Origin of the sequence: Microbacterium sp. 69-10 (genome assembly GCF_001897945.1) — a bacterium.
In the GTDB taxonomy this organism is placed as follows: domain Bacteria; phylum Actinomycetota; class Actinomycetes; order Actinomycetales; family Microbacteriaceae; genus Microbacterium.
In genome coordinates this window covers 6,073-21,450 of sequence record NZ_MKRT01000028.1, presented here as the reverse complement: position 1 = coordinate 21,450, position 15,378 = coordinate 6,073, and the positions used below count along the sequence as shown (strand labels likewise).

Annotated in this window: 16 protein-coding genes and 5 tRNA genes; 6 read left to right on the top strand and 15 right to left on the bottom strand. The window is 69.2% G+C overall.

Features of this window, described 5'->3' with window-relative positions; genetic code table 11:
* Window positions 1-9: 9 nt before the first annotated feature.
* The 6 genes from ruvA to pdxS all read right to left on the bottom strand — a co-directional run bounded on the left by ruvA (window position 10) and on the right by pdxS (window position 4,519).
* A complete protein-coding gene (gene ruvA / locus BGN97_RS14545; protein ID WP_292702988.1) occupies window positions 10-618 on the bottom strand; it encodes a Holliday junction branch migration protein RuvA in 609 nt (202 codons plus the stop codon).
* A gap of 9 nt (window positions 619-627) precedes the next feature.
* The gene (gene ruvC / locus BGN97_RS14540; RefSeq protein ID WP_292702985.1) at window positions 628-1,227 is read right to left on the bottom strand and encodes a crossover junction endodeoxyribonuclease RuvC; all 600 of its coding nucleotides are present in this window, start codon (window positions 1,225-1,227) and stop codon (window positions 628-630) included.
* A gap of 64 nt (window positions 1,228-1,291) precedes the next feature.
* Window positions 1,292-2,053 (bottom strand): YebC/PmpR family DNA-binding transcriptional regulator, encoded by a 762-nt coding sequence (locus BGN97_RS14535; protein WP_292702982.1) that lies wholly within the window; start codon window positions 2,051-2,053, stop codon window positions 1,292-1,294.
* A 77-nt stretch (window positions 2,054-2,130) separates the two neighbouring features.
* Entirely contained in the window at window positions 2,131-3,006 is an 876-nt protein-coding gene (locus BGN97_RS14530; protein WP_292702979.1) for a DUF402 domain-containing protein, read from the bottom strand.
* 26 nt (window positions 3,007-3,032) lie between these two features.
* Window positions 3,033-3,626, bottom strand: coding sequence for a pyridoxal 5'-phosphate synthase glutaminase subunit PdxT (gene pdxT, locus BGN97_RS14525; protein WP_292702975.1), 594 nt, complete (start codon window positions 3,624-3,626; stop codon window positions 3,033-3,035).
* A complete protein-coding gene (pdxS, locus tag BGN97_RS14520; RefSeq protein ID WP_285632048.1) occupies window positions 3,623-4,519 on the bottom strand; it encodes a pyridoxal 5'-phosphate synthase lyase subunit PdxS in 897 nt (298 codons plus the stop codon). The genes pdxT and pdxS overlap by 4 nt, the downstream gene beginning before the upstream one ends.
* A gap of 82 nt (window positions 4,520-4,601) precedes the next feature.
* On the opposite strand from pdxS, the gene BGN97_RS14515 reads away from it, so the two are divergent.
* Both BGN97_RS14515 and pdxY read left to right on the top strand, forming a co-directional pair.
* Window positions 4,602-5,903, top strand: coding sequence for an aminotransferase class I/II-fold pyridoxal phosphate-dependent enzyme (locus BGN97_RS14515; RefSeq protein ID WP_292703591.1), 1,302 nt, complete (start codon window positions 4,602-4,604; stop codon window positions 5,901-5,903).
* A gap of 31 nt (window positions 5,904-5,934) precedes the next feature.
* Window positions 5,935-6,786, top strand: coding sequence for a pyridoxal kinase PdxY (pdxY, locus tag BGN97_RS14510; RefSeq protein ID WP_292702972.1), 852 nt, complete (start codon window positions 5,935-5,937; stop codon window positions 6,784-6,786).
* Between the two features lie 50 nt (window positions 6,787-6,836).
* On the opposite strand, the gene BGN97_RS14505 is transcribed toward pdxY, so the two are convergent.
* The 5 genes from BGN97_RS14505 to BGN97_RS14485 form a co-directional block, all read right to left on the bottom strand.
* On the bottom strand, window positions 6,837-7,391 hold the full coding sequence (locus BGN97_RS14505) for an HIT domain-containing protein (RefSeq protein WP_292702968.1): 555 nt from the start codon (window positions 7,389-7,391) through the stop codon (window positions 6,837-6,839).
* On the bottom strand, window positions 7,388-9,400 hold the full coding sequence (gene thrS, locus BGN97_RS14500) for a threonine--tRNA ligase (protein WP_292702965.1): 2,013 nt from the start codon (window positions 9,398-9,400) through the stop codon (window positions 7,388-7,390). Before thrS ends, BGN97_RS14505 begins: the two co-directional genes overlap by 4 nt.
* A 211-nt stretch (window positions 9,401-9,611) precedes the next feature.
* Window positions 9,612-9,683: transfer RNA gene (locus tag BGN97_RS14495), tRNA-Val, on the bottom strand.
* Window positions 9,684-9,710: 27 nt separating this feature from the next.
* Window positions 9,711-9,781: transfer RNA gene (locus BGN97_RS14490), tRNA-Cys, on the bottom strand.
* A 54-nt stretch (window positions 9,782-9,835) separates the two neighbouring features.
* Window positions 9,836-9,908 (bottom strand) — tRNA-Gly (locus BGN97_RS14485).
* A gap of 214 nt (window positions 9,909-10,122) precedes the next feature.
* On the opposite strand from BGN97_RS14485, the gene BGN97_RS14480 reads away from it, so the two are divergent.
* The 3 genes from BGN97_RS14480 to BGN97_RS14470 all read left to right on the top strand — a co-directional run bounded on the left by BGN97_RS14480 (window position 10,123) and on the right by BGN97_RS14470 (window position 11,229).
* Window positions 10,123-10,195: transfer RNA gene (locus BGN97_RS14480), tRNA-Val, on the top strand.
* 1 nt (window position 10,196) lies between these two features.
* Window positions 10,197-10,272 (top strand) — tRNA-Gly (locus BGN97_RS14475).
* Between the two features lie 60 nt (window positions 10,273-10,332).
* On the top strand, window positions 10,333-11,229 hold the full coding sequence (locus BGN97_RS14470) for a TIGR01777 family oxidoreductase (RefSeq protein WP_292702962.1): 897 nt from the start codon (window positions 10,333-10,335) through the stop codon (window positions 11,227-11,229).
* A 102-nt stretch (window positions 11,230-11,331) separates the two neighbouring features.
* Here the strand turns inward: BGN97_RS14470 and BGN97_RS14465 are convergent, their stop codons facing one another.
* From BGN97_RS14465 to BGN97_RS14455, 3 genes are all read right to left on the bottom strand, one after another.
* On the bottom strand, window positions 11,332-11,718 hold the full coding sequence (locus BGN97_RS14465; protein ID WP_292702959.1) for a hypothetical protein: 387 nt from the start codon (window positions 11,716-11,718) through the stop codon (window positions 11,332-11,334).
* A gap of 97 nt (window positions 11,719-11,815) precedes the next feature.
* Window positions 11,816-12,421 (bottom strand): type II toxin-antitoxin system PemK/MazF family toxin, encoded by a 606-nt coding sequence (locus BGN97_RS14460; RefSeq protein ID WP_292702956.1) that lies wholly within the window; start codon window positions 12,419-12,421, stop codon window positions 11,816-11,818.
* Between the two features lie 20 nt (window positions 12,422-12,441).
* The gene (locus BGN97_RS14455; RefSeq protein WP_292702953.1) at window positions 12,442-13,677 is read right to left on the bottom strand and encodes an ammonium transporter; all 1,236 of its coding nucleotides are present in this window, start codon (window positions 13,675-13,677) and stop codon (window positions 12,442-12,444) included.
* 214 nt (window positions 13,678-13,891) lie between these two features.
* Here BGN97_RS14455 and BGN97_RS14450 point away from each other — a divergent pair, with 214 nt between their 5' ends.
* Window positions 13,892-14,488 (top strand): YceI family protein, encoded by a 597-nt coding sequence (locus BGN97_RS14450; protein WP_292702951.1) that lies wholly within the window; start codon window positions 13,892-13,894, stop codon window positions 14,486-14,488.
* A gap of 21 nt (window positions 14,489-14,509) precedes the next feature.
* On the opposite strand, the gene zapE is transcribed toward BGN97_RS14450, so the two are convergent.
* Window positions 14,510-15,378 (bottom strand): cell division protein ZapE (gene zapE / locus BGN97_RS14445; protein ID WP_292702948.1); only part of this gene is annotated, 869 nt, incomplete at its 5' end.

Sequence of the window (15,378 nt, the reverse complement as noted above, 5' to 3'; positions counted from 1 at the left end):
CGATGATCCTCAGCCACGCTTCGCTCCCGGCCCCATCGCGGCGAGCGTTCGCCTCAGCAGTGCGGGAACGGACTCCCGCTCGGCATCCGTCGCCTCCTCGGCGGACTCGACCGCCGCCTCGGCCGCGACCTTCTCCGACCAGCCGAGCCCGACGAGTGCCGCGGCCACCTGGTCGACGACCGCCGTGCTCGCGGATGCCGACGGCGCGCTGGCGACGCGCGCCTGCACCTTGCCCGCCAGCTGCACCACGATGAGCTTCGCGGTCTTCGGGCCGATGCCCGAGACGCGTCGGAACGGGGCGTCGTCCTCCGCTGTGACCGCCTCGGCGATCTGATCGACAGTGAGGTGCGAGAGCACGCCGAGCGCGGACTTCGGACCGACGCCGGTCACGCTCAGCAGCAGGCCGAAGATCTCCAGCTCGTCGCGGTCTCCGAAACCGTACAGGGTCAGCGCGTCCTCGCGCACGATCAGGCTGGTGTGCAGCCGGAGCTGCTCGCCGATCGTGGCGGTGTGCGCGACGTCGGCCGGCACGAAGACCGAGAAGCCGACCCCGCCGGTCTCGATGATGACGTGGTCGGAGGCCGTGTGCAGCACCGTGCCGCGCAGCGAGGAGATCATGCTGCCAGCCTAACGGGCCGATCGTACATTCGTTCGAGCGACACGAGTCGTGCCCCTGGCGCCGCGCTCGGCATCCGCCCACGCGCGCTGCGCCGGCGTCAGCGAGCCGGACGCCGAGGGCGCGGCGGATCCGCCGCGCCACGCGTGGCAGAGCGCGATGGCCAGGGCATCCGCGGCATCCGCGGGCTGAGGTGGCGCGTCGAGGCGCAGGATCCGGGCGATCATCGACTGCACCTGCTTCTTGTCCGCGGATCCGTAGCCGGTCACGGCGGCCTTCACCTCACTCGGCGTGTGAGTCGCGGCGGGAAGTCCCGCCTCGGCGGCGATCAGCAGTGCCACGCCGGATGCCTGGGCGGTGCCCATCACGGTCTGCACGTTGTGCTGCGCGAACACGCGCTCCACGGCGACGGCGTCCGGGTGGTGGTCCTCGATCACCGCGCGGATGCCGGCGGCGACCGCCGCCAGGCGCACCGGCAGCTCCGCGTCCAGCGGCGTCCGCACCACGCCGACGTGCACCAGCGTTGCGCGCCGCGTGCGGTCGACGTCGACGATGCCGACACCGCACCGGGTGAGGCCGGGGTCGATGCCCAGTACGCGCAGAGAGGTCACTCCCTCAGGCTACGGGCGCAGAACGGCCCCGGACGCAGGCGCGCCCGGGGCCGTTGCGAAGCTCTTACTCGTCGTCGCTCTCGAGCTCGGCCTGCACCTCGGCGGTCAGGTCGAAGTTGGCGTAGACGTTCTGCACGTCATCGCTGTCCTCGAGCGCGTCGATCAGGCGGAAGATCTTGCGCGCGGTGTCGGCGTCGATCTCCACCTTGAGGTTCGGGACGAACTCGACGTCGGCGGACTCGTATTCGATGCCCGCCTCCTGCAGCGCGGACCGCACCGGCACCAGGTCGCTGGCGTCGGTGATCACCTGGAAGCCCTCGGCGTGGTCCTCGATCTCCTCGGCACCGGCCTCGAGAGCGGCCATCATCACATCGTCCTCGGTGGTGCCCTCGGAGCCGACCACGATGACGCCCTTGCGGGTGAAGTTGTAGGCGACCGAACCCGGGTCGGCAAGCGTGCCGCCGTTGCGGCTCAGAGCCGTGCGGACCTCGGCGGCTGCGCGGTTCTTGTTGTCGGTCAGACACTCGATCATCAGGGCCACACCGCCCTGGCCGTAGCCCTCGTACATGATCGAGGTGTACTCGACGGCCTCGCCGCCGATCCCCGCACCGCGCTTGATCGCGCGATCGATGTTGTCCTTCGGGACGGAGGTCTTCTTGGCCTTGAGCACGGCGTCGAAGAGCGTCGGATTGCCGTCGAGATCGGCGCCGCCGAGCTTGGCCGCGACCTCGATGTTCTTGATGAGCTTGGCCCACGACTTGGCACGGCGCGCGTCGATGACCGCCTTCTTGTGCTTGGTCGTGGCCCACTTGGAATGCCCGGACATATATCTCCGCTCGTCTCGTATGCCCGGAGTCGCCTCCAGGGCATCGTCCATTCTAACGAATCGCGAACGTTCCGCCGTCAGCCCTTCAGCCGCGTGCCGCCCGTGCCCCCTCGCGCCTCTGCGACGGCAGCGCTCTCCGGCAGAGCGATCGGCTCGTCCATCGCGGCGTCCGGCGTCCAGTGCGCCCAGCCCTCGTCGAGCGGCCACCCTCCCGGCAGCAGGAACTCGGCCGCCGCGTGGTCGGCGATCGCCCGGACGGCATCCGCCTGCTTGGCGGTGAAGCGCCCCTGCGTGACCGCCGCGGCGAGTTCGTCTGCATCCTTCAGCCACACGTCCTCCTCCCCTGGATGCCCGGCGTCGATCCAGAGGTCCAGGATGAGGTCGCGCGAGAAGATTCCGGGCGCGCCCGACGTGGGGCGCAGATGAGGCAGCTCCAGATTCACGTACGCGCCTTCGGGCGTCCCATCCGCCGCCCGGAAGAACCACACCGACCAGGGGCGGCCGCTCGGCGCGACGCGCACCACGCCCGGTCCGCGCCAGGTCGACTCGCGGATCTCCCAGGGCACGCTGAACCGCTCCTCGAGCGGGACCTCTCTGGTGGACCTGCCGTCCGCCGGTACGGATTCCAGCCGGGCGGATCCGGACGGGATCCAGACCACCAGGCCGCGTGCGTCGTCCCGGATGACCCGTGCGGTCTCGATGTGACGCCCGTAGCGCCAGAGGATGGGCTGGCCCGCGGCGAAGCGCGGCGCCTCTGCCGAGTCTGCCGGCACGGCATCCGCGAACTCTTCGCAGGCATGAGCACCCTCGTGCTGGTCGAGGAGGAGCTCCACAGCCTCGTCGAGCGGAATGCTCCGCCCACCCAGTGGGTCCCACGCCTCTCCCCTCCGGCCGACGAGGGTGACCGTCCCGCCGCTGGCGCTGACATCCGTGGATCCGAGGGGAAGGCGCATCCGGCCACGCTACCGCCTGATCCGGCTCAGCTGCGCGCGGCGACCCGGTCCAGGAACCGCTGGTGGAACCGCGGCTCACCGCTCAGCTCCGGATGGAAGCTGATGCCCAGCAGGTTCCCCTGCTCGACGGCCACGACGCGTCCGTCCTCCAGCGACGCCAGGGCGGTGGCATCCGCACCGACCTCCACCACCACCGGTCCGCGGATGAACGTCGTGTGCACCGGACCGGTGCCGAGCGCGGGGATGTCGAGCTCCGCCTCGAAGGACTCCGTCTGGCGGCCGAAGGCGTTGCGCCTGGTCAGCACGTCCAGCCCGCCGAAGGTCTGCTGGCCCTCGATCGCGTCGATCAGTCGGTTCGAGAGCATGATGAGCCCGGCGCAGGTGCCGAGCATCGGCATCCCTTCGCGGATCGCCGCGCGGATCGGCTCCGCCAGATCGAACTGTCGGGACAGCTTGTCGATCACCGTCGACTCGCCGCCGGGGAGGGCCAGACCGTCGACCTGGGCGAACTCCTCCGGACGGCGCACGCGCACGACGTCGGCACCGAGGCGCTCGAGCAGGGCGACGTGCTCGCGCACATCGCCCTGCAGCGCGAGCACGCCGACGCGTGCCGTGGTCACCAGCCCCGCTCGGCGAGACGGTGCGGCGCGGGCAGGTCGGCGACGTTGATGCCGACCATGGCCTCGCCGAGGCCACGGGAGACCTCCGCGATCACCTTCGGGTCGTCGTAGAACGTCGTCGCCTTGACGATGGCCTTCGCGCGGGCGACCGGGTCGCCGGACTTGAAGATGCCCGAGCCGACGAACACGCCGTCGGCGCCCAGCTGCATCATCATCGCGGCATCCGCGGGGGTCGCCACGCCGCCCGCCACGAACAGGACGACGGGGAGCTTGCCGGTCTCGGCGATCTCGGACACCAGCTCGTACGGCGCCTGCAGCTCCTTGGCCGCGACGTACAGCTCGTCCTTCGACAGCGCTCCGAGGGCGGCGATCTCGCCGCGGATCTTTCGGATGTGCTTCATGGCCTCGGAGACGTCGCCGGTGCCGGCCTCGCCCTTGGAGCGGATCATCGCCGCCCCCTCGTTGATGCGGCGCAGCGCCTCACCCAGGTTGGTGGCACCGCAGACGAAGGGAACTGTGAAGCCCCACTTGTCGATGTGGTTGACGTAGTCGGCAGGCGAGAGCACCTCGGACTCGTCGATGTAGTCGACGCCGAGCTCCTGCAGCACCTGCGCCTCGACGAAGTGGCCGATGCGGGCCTTCGCCATGACGGGAATGGAGACCGCGTCGATGATGCTGTCGATCATGTCGGGGTCGCTCATGCGCGAGACGCCGCCCTGGGCACGGATGTCGGCGGGGACGCGCTCGAGCGCCATGACGGCGACGGCGCCGGCATCCTCGGCGATCTTGGCCTGGTCGGCGGTGACGACGTCCATGATGACGCCGCCCTTCAGCATCTCGGCGAGTCCGCGCTTGACGCGCTGCGAGCCGGTGGTGGGGGTCTGGTCTGCCATCGTGTCTCCTCGGGAAGAAGGTCAGCACAAAAGATTCTTTGGCCTATGTCAAAAGATAGCACCATAGAATCGGCATGTGAGCATGGATATCGCCGGGACGACCGCCGCGGAGATCGCCGACAGCGTGCGGGCGCTGCGCGAGCGCGGGATGCTGCGCCCGGGCGATGCGCTCCCCCCTGTGCGCGAGCTCGCCGGCCTCCTCGGCGTCAACCGCAACACCGCCGTCGCCGCCTACCGTCAGCTCGCGCAGGCCGGCCTGGTGATCTCGAAGGGCCGTGGCGGAACGCTGATCGCCGGCGCCGCGCACGTGGCGCAGGAGGGCATCGCCGCCGACACCGTGCTGCAGGACATCGGCTCGGGGAACCCCGACCCACGGCTCATCCCCGACCCGACCGCTGCGCTCGCCGGCATCGTCGGGCGGCCCGTCCTCTACGGCGAACCGGTCATCGATCCCGGCCTCGAGCAGTGGGCTCGAGAGTGGATGCTCGCCGACCTGCCCCGTGACGACCTGCGCATCACCGTGACCAGCGGCGCGGTCGATGCGGTCGAGCGGCTGCTGGCCCAGGCGCTCATGCGCGACGACGCCGTGGCACTGGAGGACCCCTGCTTCCTGGCCAGCATCCACACCGTCCGGCTCGGGGGCTACCGGGCGGTGCCCGTGCCCGTCGACGCGGAGGGGATGACGGTCGAGGGCCTTCAGGCGGCGCTGGATGCGGGGGTCCGCGCGATCATCAGCACCCCGCGCGCGCAGAACCCCACCGGGGTGAGCCTCTCCCCCGCCCGCGCCGAGGCGCTGCGCGAGGTGCTCCGCCCGCATCCGTACGTGCTGATCATCGAGGACGATCACTTCTCGATGCTGTCGGCGCACCCGTACGCCTCACTGATCGGCACGGAGCACCGGCGCTATGCGCTGCTGCGCTCGGTGTCGAAGTTCCTCGGGCCGGACATGTGCCTGGCGCTCGCCGCGACGGATCCCATGACCGCCGAGCGGCTCGCGATGCGGCTGAATCCCGGCACCACCTGGGTCAGCCACCTGCTGCAGCGCCTCGCCCACGCGCAGCTGGCGGATGCCGGTGTGCGCACGCGGATCGCAGAGGCCGCAGCGCACTATGCGGCGCGCAACGGCGCCTTCGTCTCCGCCCTCGCCGAGCGCGGCATCGAGACCGCCTCCTCCGACGGGCTCAGCCTCTGGGTTCGGCTCGCGGTACCCGCACGGACGGCGGCCGAGCGGCTGATGCGCCGCGGCTGGCTGGTGCGCACGGGCGACGAGTTCCGCATCGATGAGACGTCCCCGGCATCCGACCATCTGCGCCTGACGGTGCACGATCTCAGCGCCGCGGACACCGCGCGTCTGCTCGACGACCTCGAGGCCGCCGCGCGCTGAGGGCCAGCGCGGCGGGTGAGAGGATGGCAGGATGAAGATCCTCTCGATCCAGTCGGCCGTCGCGCACGGCCACGTCGGCAACTCGGCCGCCGTCTTCCCGCTGCAGCGCATCGGTGTCGAGGTGCTGCCGGTCTACACGGTCAACTTCTCCAACCACACCGGCTACGGCGCTTGGCGCGGACCGATGATCGCGCCGGACGACGTGCACGAGGTCATCACCGGCATCGAGGAGCGCGGCGTGCTGCCGCAGATCGACGCCGTGCTCAGCGGCTACCAGGGCGGCGAGGGCATCGCCGACGTCATCATCGAGGCGGTCGCGAAGGTCAAGGCGGCGAACCCGGATGCCGTCTACGCCTGCGACCCGGTGATGGGCAACGCGAAGTCCGGGTGCTTCGTCGCACCGGCCATCCCGGAGCTGCTCCGCGACAGGGTGGTGCCGGTCGCCGACATCATCACGCCCAACCAGTTCGAGCTGGGCTACCTGACCCGGACCGAGCCCGGCGACCTGGAGTCCACGCTGGCGTCGGTCGACGCCGCGATGGCGATGGGTCCGTCCGTCGTGCTGGTGACCTCGGTCGAGCGCCCCGACCGCGAGGAGGGCACCATCGAGATGCTCGCGGTGGACGGGAAGGGCGCCTGGCTGGTCTCGACGCCCCGGCTGCCGATGAAGGCCAACGGCTCGGGCGATGTCACCGCGGCACTTTTCACCGCGCACTACGTCGAGACCGGTGACGCCAAGGTCGCACTGGAGCGCACCGTGTCGAGCGTCTTCGACCTGCTGCAGAACACGCTCGACTCGGGCGAGCGCGAGCTGCAGCTCGTCGAGTCGCAGGAGACGTACGCCAACCCGCGCCTGCAGTTCACCGCGTACCAGGTGCGCTGACGCACAGACGGGCTCAGCGACCCCTTTGGGCCCCTGAGCCCGTCGAAGGGTCAGCGCGGCCAGGCGTGCGCGACCGCTTCGCGGACCTCGCCGAGCAGCTGCGGCAGCGCCTTGGTCTTCGCGATGATCGGGAAGAAGTTCGCGTCCGACTTCCACCGCGGCACGATGTGCTGGTGCAGGTGCGCGTCCACGCCGGCGCCGGCGACCGCGCCCTGGTTCATGCCCAGGTTGAAGCCGTCGCAGTTCGAGACCTCGCGCAGCACGCGCATGCCGGTCTGCGTGAGCGCGCCGATCTCCGCGACCTCCTCGGGTGTCGCCTGATCGTAGGTCGCGATGTGGCGATACGGGCACACCAGCAGGTGTCCGGAGTTGTACGGGAAAAGGTTCAGCAGAACGTAGGCCGTCTCTCCGCGGGCGACGATGAGCCGCTCGGCATCCGGATGCTTCGGTGCCTCGCAGAACGGGCAGTCCTCGCGCAGCACCTCGGGACCGGCCTGGATGTACGCCATCCGGTGCGGGGTCCACAGCCGCTGGAACTCGTCCGGGACACCGGCGAGGTGGCCGCCGTCCTCGACGGCCACCTCGTGCTCGGGCGTGAAGGTCACGCGAGATCCTCTGAGGTCATCACCCGCGTATGCGACGCGATCGCTCCGCGGATGCGGGCGACGGCGTCCGCGATCGGCACGCCGTTCTCCTGCGATCCGTCGCGGAAGCGGAACGAAACCGTGCCGGCCGCGCGGTCCTGCTCGCCGGCGATCAGGATCACGGGCACCTTGGCCGTGGTGTGGTTGCGGATCTTCTTCTGCATCCGATCGTCGGAGTGATCCACTTCGGCGCGCACGCCTTCGGCCTTCAGCAGGCCGACGACCTCGTCCAGGTAGTCGCCGAACGCGTCGGCGACCGGAACGCCCACGACCTGCATCGGTGCGAGCCACAGCGGGAAGTCGCCCGCGTAGTGCTCGAGCAGGATCGCGAAGAACCGCTCCACCGATCCGAGCAGCGCGCGGTGGATCATCACCGGACGGTGCTTCTGCCCGTCGGGGCCGGTGTACTCCAGCTCGAAGCGCTCCGGCTGGTTGAAGTCCAGCTGGATGGTCGACATCTGCCAGGTGCGGCCGATGGCGTCCCGCGCCTGAACCGAGATCTTCGGGCCGTAGAAGGCTGCGCCGCCCGGGTCGGCGACCAGTTCGAGGCCGGACTCCAGGGCGACCTCGCGCAGCGTGTCGATCGCGGTGGTCCACTGCTCGGGCTCGCCGAGGAACTTCGGGTTGCCCTCCTCGTTGGTCGAGAGCTCCAGGTAGAAGTCGTTCAGCCCGTAGTCGCGCAGCAGTTCGAGCACCAGGTTGAGGTTGGTGGTCAGCTCCTCGCGCACCTGGTCCTGGGCGACGTAGATGTGCGCGTCGTCCTGGGTCAGGCCGCGCACGCGGGTGAGTCCCGAGAGCGTGCCGCTCTTCTCGTACCGGTACACGGTTCCGAACTCCGCCAGGCGCAGCGGCAGCTCGCGGTAGCTGCGCCCGCGGGCCCGGTAGATCAGGTTGTGGAACGGGCAGTTCATGGGCTTCAGGTAGTAGTCCTGCCCCTGACGGGTGACGCTGCCGTCCTCGTCGACGACCTCATCGAGGTGCATCGGCGGGAACATGCCATCGGCGTAGGTCTGCAGATGACCGGAGGTCATGAACAGATCCTTCTTGGTGATGTGCGGGCTGTTCACCACGTCGTAGCCGTTGCGCAGCAGATGACGACGCAGGTTCTCCTCGATCTCGTAGCGGGTGACCCCGCCCTGGGGGTGGAAGACCGCCAGTCCGGAACCGATCTCGTCCGGGAAGGAGAACAGGTCCATCTCGACGCCGAGCTTGCGGTGGTCGCGACGCTCGGCCTCGGCGAGGCGCTCCTGATAGGCGCGCAGCTCTTCCTTGCTGGGCCACGCGGTGCCGTAGATCCGCTGCAGCTGCGGGTTCTTCTCGCTGCCGCGCCAGTAGGCGGCGGCCACGCGGGTGAGATCCCAGCCGTTGCCGAGCATGCGGGTGCTGGGCACGTGCGGTCCGCGGCAGAGGTCCTTCCAGGCCACCTCGCCGTCCTTGGTGACGTTGTCGTAGATGGTCAGCTCGCCGGCTCCGACCTCGACGGATGCTCCGTCCGCGGCGTCCGCGCCGGAGCCGGGGCCACCGGCCAGGTCGATCAGCTCGAGCTTGAAGGGCTCGTTCGCGAGCTCGGCGCGCACCTCGTCCTCGGTGACGACGCGGCGGGTGAAGCGCTGGCCGTCGCGGACGATGCGCTGCATCTCCTTCGAGATGGCCTTGAGGTCCTCGGGGGTGAAGGGCTCGTCGACGCCGAAGTCGTAGTAGAAGCCGTCGGTGATGAACGGGCCGATGCCCAGGTTCGCGGCAGGACGGATGCGCTGCACGGCCTGTGCGAGCACGTGCGCGGTGGAGTGGCGCAGGATGTCGAGGCCGGCAGGGCTGTCGATGGTGACCGGCTCGACGACGTCGTTCTCGGCGACGGTCGCTGCGAGGTCCTTGAGGACGCCGTTCACGCGCATGGCGATGACGGATCGGTCGGTGAAGATTGCGAAGCCGTCGCGCACCTCGGCGCTGGGCTGGGCGATGTCTGACACGGGGATTCTCCTGATGGACGAATGGAATGAGACGACTCAGCTTCGGGCGCGACGGCGCCCTGCCCGCTCAGGCGCCAGTAGTTCGCGTGACGACACCGGTGACAGAGGTCACGAGAAGGGTCGACACGGATTCCATGGGAAGAGTCTACGCTGTCGGGCCGAAGCGCTCGGAAACGACGAAACCCCCGGGGGAACCGGGGGTTTCTGTCTGTGCGCGATACTGGGATCGAACCAGTGACCTCTTCCGTGTCAGGGAAGCGCGCTACCGCTGCGCCAATCGCGCCTAGAAGGCTATTAAGTTTTCGCTGAGAGGTGGCGACGGGATTCGAACCCGTGTAAACGGCTTTGCAGGCCGGTGCCTAGCCACTCGGCCACGCCACCAGAGGTGGATTCGAACCCACATGCCAGAACCCCTGGCTGGGGCTCCTGCACTCGAGCGGATGACGAGACTCGAACTCGCGACCCTCACCTTGGCAAGGTGATGCGCTACCAACTGCGCTACATCCGCATACTGTTCAGTTTTTCGATCTTACCCGGCGTGCCGGGCACTCGAAATACATTAGCCCAGGTTCAGGCGTTCACCAAACCGGATGACGCCGTCGGGCGTGTCCGCCGCACTGCCCCTCGACGCGCCACGCCCGGCCTGCCGACCGATACCGGCACCGCCCATCCGATCGGGTATGCTTTTCAATCGTGCCGTTGTGCACACCACAACAGCACAGGGGCGATTGGCGCAGTTGGTAGCGCGCTTCCTTCACACGGAAGAGGTCGTCGGTTCGAGTCCGGCATCGCCCACGCGGATGTAGCGCAGTTGGTAGCGCATAACCTTGCCAAGGTTAGGGTCGCGAGTTCGAGTCTCGTCATCCGCTCCACGTCAGAGGCCCGGGATCGATGATCCCGGGCCTCTCGTCATATCCGGAGGGAGACACGGCATGACCGCAGGACACGTCATCATCGCCGGCGCATCGGGACTGATCGGCCGCGCACTCACCGCCTCGCTCCGCGCAGACGGGATCAGGGTCGTGCACCTCGTGCGGCGCGCACCCGCAGGACCCGACGAGGTTCGCTGGCTCGATTCAGGGCATCCGCTCGCCCCCGACGTCCTCGCCGGCGCGGACGCGGTCGTCGGCCTGAACGGCGCGAGCATCGGACGCCTGCCGTGGACGCGTGGTTACCGCGAACGACTTCGATCCTCCCGCCTGCTGCCCACGCAGACGCTCGCGGCCTCCCTCCGTGCTCTGGGCGGCGATGCACCGCCCTTCCTCTCGGCATCCGGTATCGGCTTCTACGGCGACCGCCCGGGCGAGGCGATCGATGAGAGCAGCGCGGCCGGCAGCACGTTCCTCGCCGAGCTCTGCGTCGACTGGGAGCGTGCGGCCCGCGACGCCGGCGACGACGTGCGCACTGCGCTGCTGCGCACGGCCCCCGTGCTGCACCCGGAGGGCGTGCTGCGTCCCATGATCCTGCTCACCCGGCTCGGGCTCGGCGGACCGCTCGGCTCCGGGCGGGACCTCTGGCCGTGGATCTCGCTCGACGACGAGGTGCGCGCCATCCGCCACCTGATCGGCACCCCGGTCGACGGTCCGGTCAATCTGACGGGTCCGACACGCGCGACCTCGGCGGACATCGGTCGTGCGCTCGCCCGCGCGCTGCGCCGCCCGTACTGGCTCCCGGCGCCGGCCTGGGCCCTGCGCCTGGGGCTGGGACGCGCGGCGGCCGACTCGCTCATCCTCTCCGACGTCGATGCGACTCCCGGAGCGCTGCTGGACAGCGGCTTCGTCTTCCGCCATCAGACCGCTGCGGATGCCGTGGACTCGGCTCTCCGCTGATCCAAGGCATCCGCCGCGCCGGCGACTCCATCTCGTGACGCCGAAGGGGCGTCAGGGAGGATTCCGCCCTGGTGCCCCTTCGGACATACGATCGCGGACGCCTCAGGCCCGCGTCGTGCGCAGCTCTGCTCGAGCGGGCTGCGGCTCGGAGAAGATCACGACGATGATCACCGTGATCCCGACGACCACGTGGGGAGCCCAGGCGTTCGGCGGTGCAGATGCGAAACCGAACAGCCAGGGGGACGCGGCGAGGAAGATGCTGGCGACGACGTCGAACACGAGGTGCACCGGCATCGGAATCAGCTTGACCGGACCCCATTCGTACCGCGTCAGCAGGCTGTAGACGATCAGTCCGGCACCCAGGACGATCGGGATCACGACGGCTGGGCCGCCCATGGAGGCGAAGCCGAACAGCCAGGGGGCGAGGATCAGGGCGATGCCGACGAGATAGTCGAGAACGCCGTGGACTTTCGTGGGGATGAAACGCATGATTCCTCCTCGATCGGATGCGCCGCGGACAGCGGCTCACTGAGGGTTCGTCGCCCTGGACCGATCGGATTGGATGCCTGCGAATGCGGCCCGCTCCTCAGGCCTTCGCCCAGCCGTACCTGCGGATGAGCGCCTCGGCCACGCGACCGTAGCGCCCCCTGTCCAGGACGGCGGCCTCACGCCGCATCCCCTCGACGTGCACGCTGTACAGCTGCTCGATGTCCACCCACGATTCACGACCCTGCGAGTCCCAGTCGCCGGACCCGATGGAGAGGAAGTCCCGGTCGCCGTCGTGGGCCTTGCTGGTCATGCGGACGGCGTACACGCGATCCGCGGACTGCCTTCCGATGACGAGCACGGGACGATCCTTGCCGCGCCCGTCGTTCTCCTGGTACGGCACCCAGGTCCAGATCACCTCGCCGGAGTCCGGCTTACCGTTCCGGGAGGGCGAGTATCCGACGTTCACATCGCCGACCCGCTCGGGATCGACCTCGATCGTCTCGGAACCGCGCGTCCGTCCCGGTGAGGCCTCGTCGGCCCGACGGGACGATCCGGCAGGAGACGAACCGGCGCCGGCCCGCCCATCGGGGCGGAGCACGGCGTCCGGATGCCGCGGGCGCGTGGGCTGCTTCGGGTCCTCCTTGGCCAGAAGCCGGCCCACGAGATCCGCGAGGACGGACAGGATGCGCTGAGTGGAGCTCACCCCCACACCCTAGCCGCGGCTCATTCGACCAGCGCGTAGCCCTCTTCACCGTGCACGAAGGTGTCGACGCCCGCGACCTCGGCCTCCTTCGTGACCCGGAAGCCGATGGTCTTCTCGATCACGAATCCGATCGCCAGCGACACCAGGAACGAGTACACCAGCACTCCCCCGGCGGCGATGATCTGCACCGCCAGCAGCCGCAGGTCGCCGCCGGTGAACAGCCCCTGTCCGGTCGCGAAGAAGCCCAGGTACACCGTGCCCAGCACGCCGCCGACCAGGTGCAGGCCCACGACGTCGAGCGAGTCGTCGAAGCCGAGACGGAACTTCAGCTCCACGGCCAGTGCGCACGCGGCACCGGAGAGCAGGCCCAGCAGGAGCGACCACCCGGGCGTGAGGTTCGCGCAGGCCGGCGTGATCGCGACGAGTCCGGCGACGAGTCCCGAGACGGCGCCCACCGACGTCGGCTTGCCGTCACGGAGCTTCTCGATGAGGATCCAGCCCAGGATGCCCGCAGCCGACGCGCCCAGTGTGTTCACCGCGATCAGTCCGACGTGCCCCATCCCCGGCGACAGCCACTCGGCACCGGCGTTGAAGCCGAACCATCCGAACCACAGCAGCGCGGCGCCCAGCAGCGTCAGCGGCACGTTGTGCGGCTTCTGGATGCCCTTGCCGAAGCCGATGCGCTTGCCCAGCACCAGGGCCAGTGCGAGGGCGGCGGCACCGGCGTTGATGTGCACGGCCGTGCCGCCCGCGTAGTCGATCACCGCGATCCCGCTGTCCTTGCCGAACAGGGTCGTGCCCAGGTGCATGATCCAGCCGCCGCCCCAGACCCAGGCCGCGATCGGGAAGTATCCGATCGTGCCGAAGACGCCCACGAAGATCAGCCACGGACCGAATCGCGCACGGTCCGCGATGGCTCCAGAGATCAGCGCGACGGTGATGATCGCGAAGGTGGCCCCGTACGCGACGCTCAGCAGCGCGGCGTTGGCTCCGGAGCCCGATGCGGCTTCCGCGAGCCCGAAGTCCTTGAAGGGATCACCCGCGAACTGGCCGGGCCCGTCGACACTGCTCATCGAGTAGCCGTACAGCATCCACAGCACGGCGATGAGCCCGATCGCGCCGAAGCTCATCATCATCATGCTGATGACGCTCTTCGCCCGCACCAGGCCGCCGTAGAAGAACGCCACCCCCGGGGTCATCAGCAGCACGAGTGCCGTGGCGGTGAGCGCCCACGTGATGTTGCCGGTGGAGTCCATGTCCGCACCCTTCTCTCTTCGTCGGATGAATGAAGTCTGGGCGCGACGTGTTTCGATCTCGCGTGCTGCGTGTTGCGGGCGTGTTACAACGGACGCCCGCAGATGACGATCCGGTTACCGGAAGCAGTTCGGGTATTCTCGAATCCACCTCCGGCCCCCAGGCAGGAGGACATCTCTCCCGCCTCCCGACGGGAGACCGAGTGAGGAGTCTCGTGTGATCGACCTCGAAAAAGTCAACGGCGACTGGGAGTTCGACCCGGCGCACACCCGGATCGGCTTCTCCGCGAAGCACGCCATGGTCACCACCGTCCGCGGTGCCTTCAACGAGGTCTCCGGACACCTCCATGTCGACACCGAGCACCCGGAGAACTCCTGGGCGAAGGTGACGATGAAGACGGGCAGCGTGGACACGCGTGTGCAGCAGCGCGACGATCACCTGCGCAGCGCGGACTTCTTCGACTCGGAGAAGTGGCCGGAGATCACCTTCGTCAGCACCCACATCGAGGAGGTCGACGATCGCGCGTTCAGCGTCACGGGCGACCTCACCATCCGCGACGTGACCAAGCAGGTCATGATCCCGCTGGCGCTGATCGGCATCGAGACGGGCCCCGCGGGCGAGCTCCGCGCCGGCTTCGAGGGCACTCGCCGTCTGAACCGCCGCGACTACGGCCTGGAGTGGAACACGCCCCTCGACTCCGGCGGGGTGCTCGTCTCGGAGAAGATCACCCTGGAGTTCGAGATCTCCGCGGTCAAGACCGCGGGCGACGACGCCTCTGACGAGGACGGTGAGGACGCCGGCTCCGAGGAGTGACCGCAGGCGCTCCGGCGGGGATCAGTCCTCGCCGGAGCCGCCGCGCACCGAGTGGGTGAGGGCGTTGAGCCTCGAGATCGCCCGCAGGTACTTCTTGCGGTACCCGCCGCCGAGCATCTCCTCCGCGAACACGGTGTCCAGCGACGCGCCCGTGGCCGCGATAGGCAGCTGGGCGTCGTACACGCGGTCCACGAACGCCACGAAGCGCAGCGCCTCGGACTGGTCCGTGAGCACCTGCACATCGCGCAGGCCCACCAGATCGAGCCCGTCGATCAGGCGGATGTACCGCGAGGGATGCACCTGCGCCAGGTGCCTGATGACATCGGCGAACGCATCGTCCGAGGCCGTGCCCGCTGCGGCGGCATCCGCGACGGCCTTCGCGTAGTCGGCGTCGTCCAGCACCACCGCGCTGCCGTCGATCGCGCGCTGACGGTAGTCGACCCCGTCGATGCGCAGGGTCTCGAAGCTCTCGGACATCGCGTGGATCTCGCGCAGGAAGTCCTGCGCGGCGAACCGGCCCTCGCCGAGCGCGTTCGGGGGCGTGTTGGAGGTGGCGGCGAGCTTGGTGCCTGAGGCCACCAGCTCCCCCAGCAGGCGCGTCATCACCATCGTGTCGCCGGGATCGTCCAGCTCGAACTCGTCGATGCAGAGCAGGTCGGAGCCGCGCAGCAGATCCACGGTGTTGCGGTAGCCCAGCGCCCCGACCAGGGCGGTGTACTCGATGAACGAGCCGAAGTACTTCCGGCGGGACGGCATCGCGTGGTAGATGGACGCCAGCAGGTGCGTCTTGCCGACGCCGAAGCCGCCGTCCAGGTACACGCCCGGCTTCATCGGGGTCTCCTTGGGCGCGCGGCGGAACAGCCCGGCCTTCTTCACCGGCTCGCTGCGAC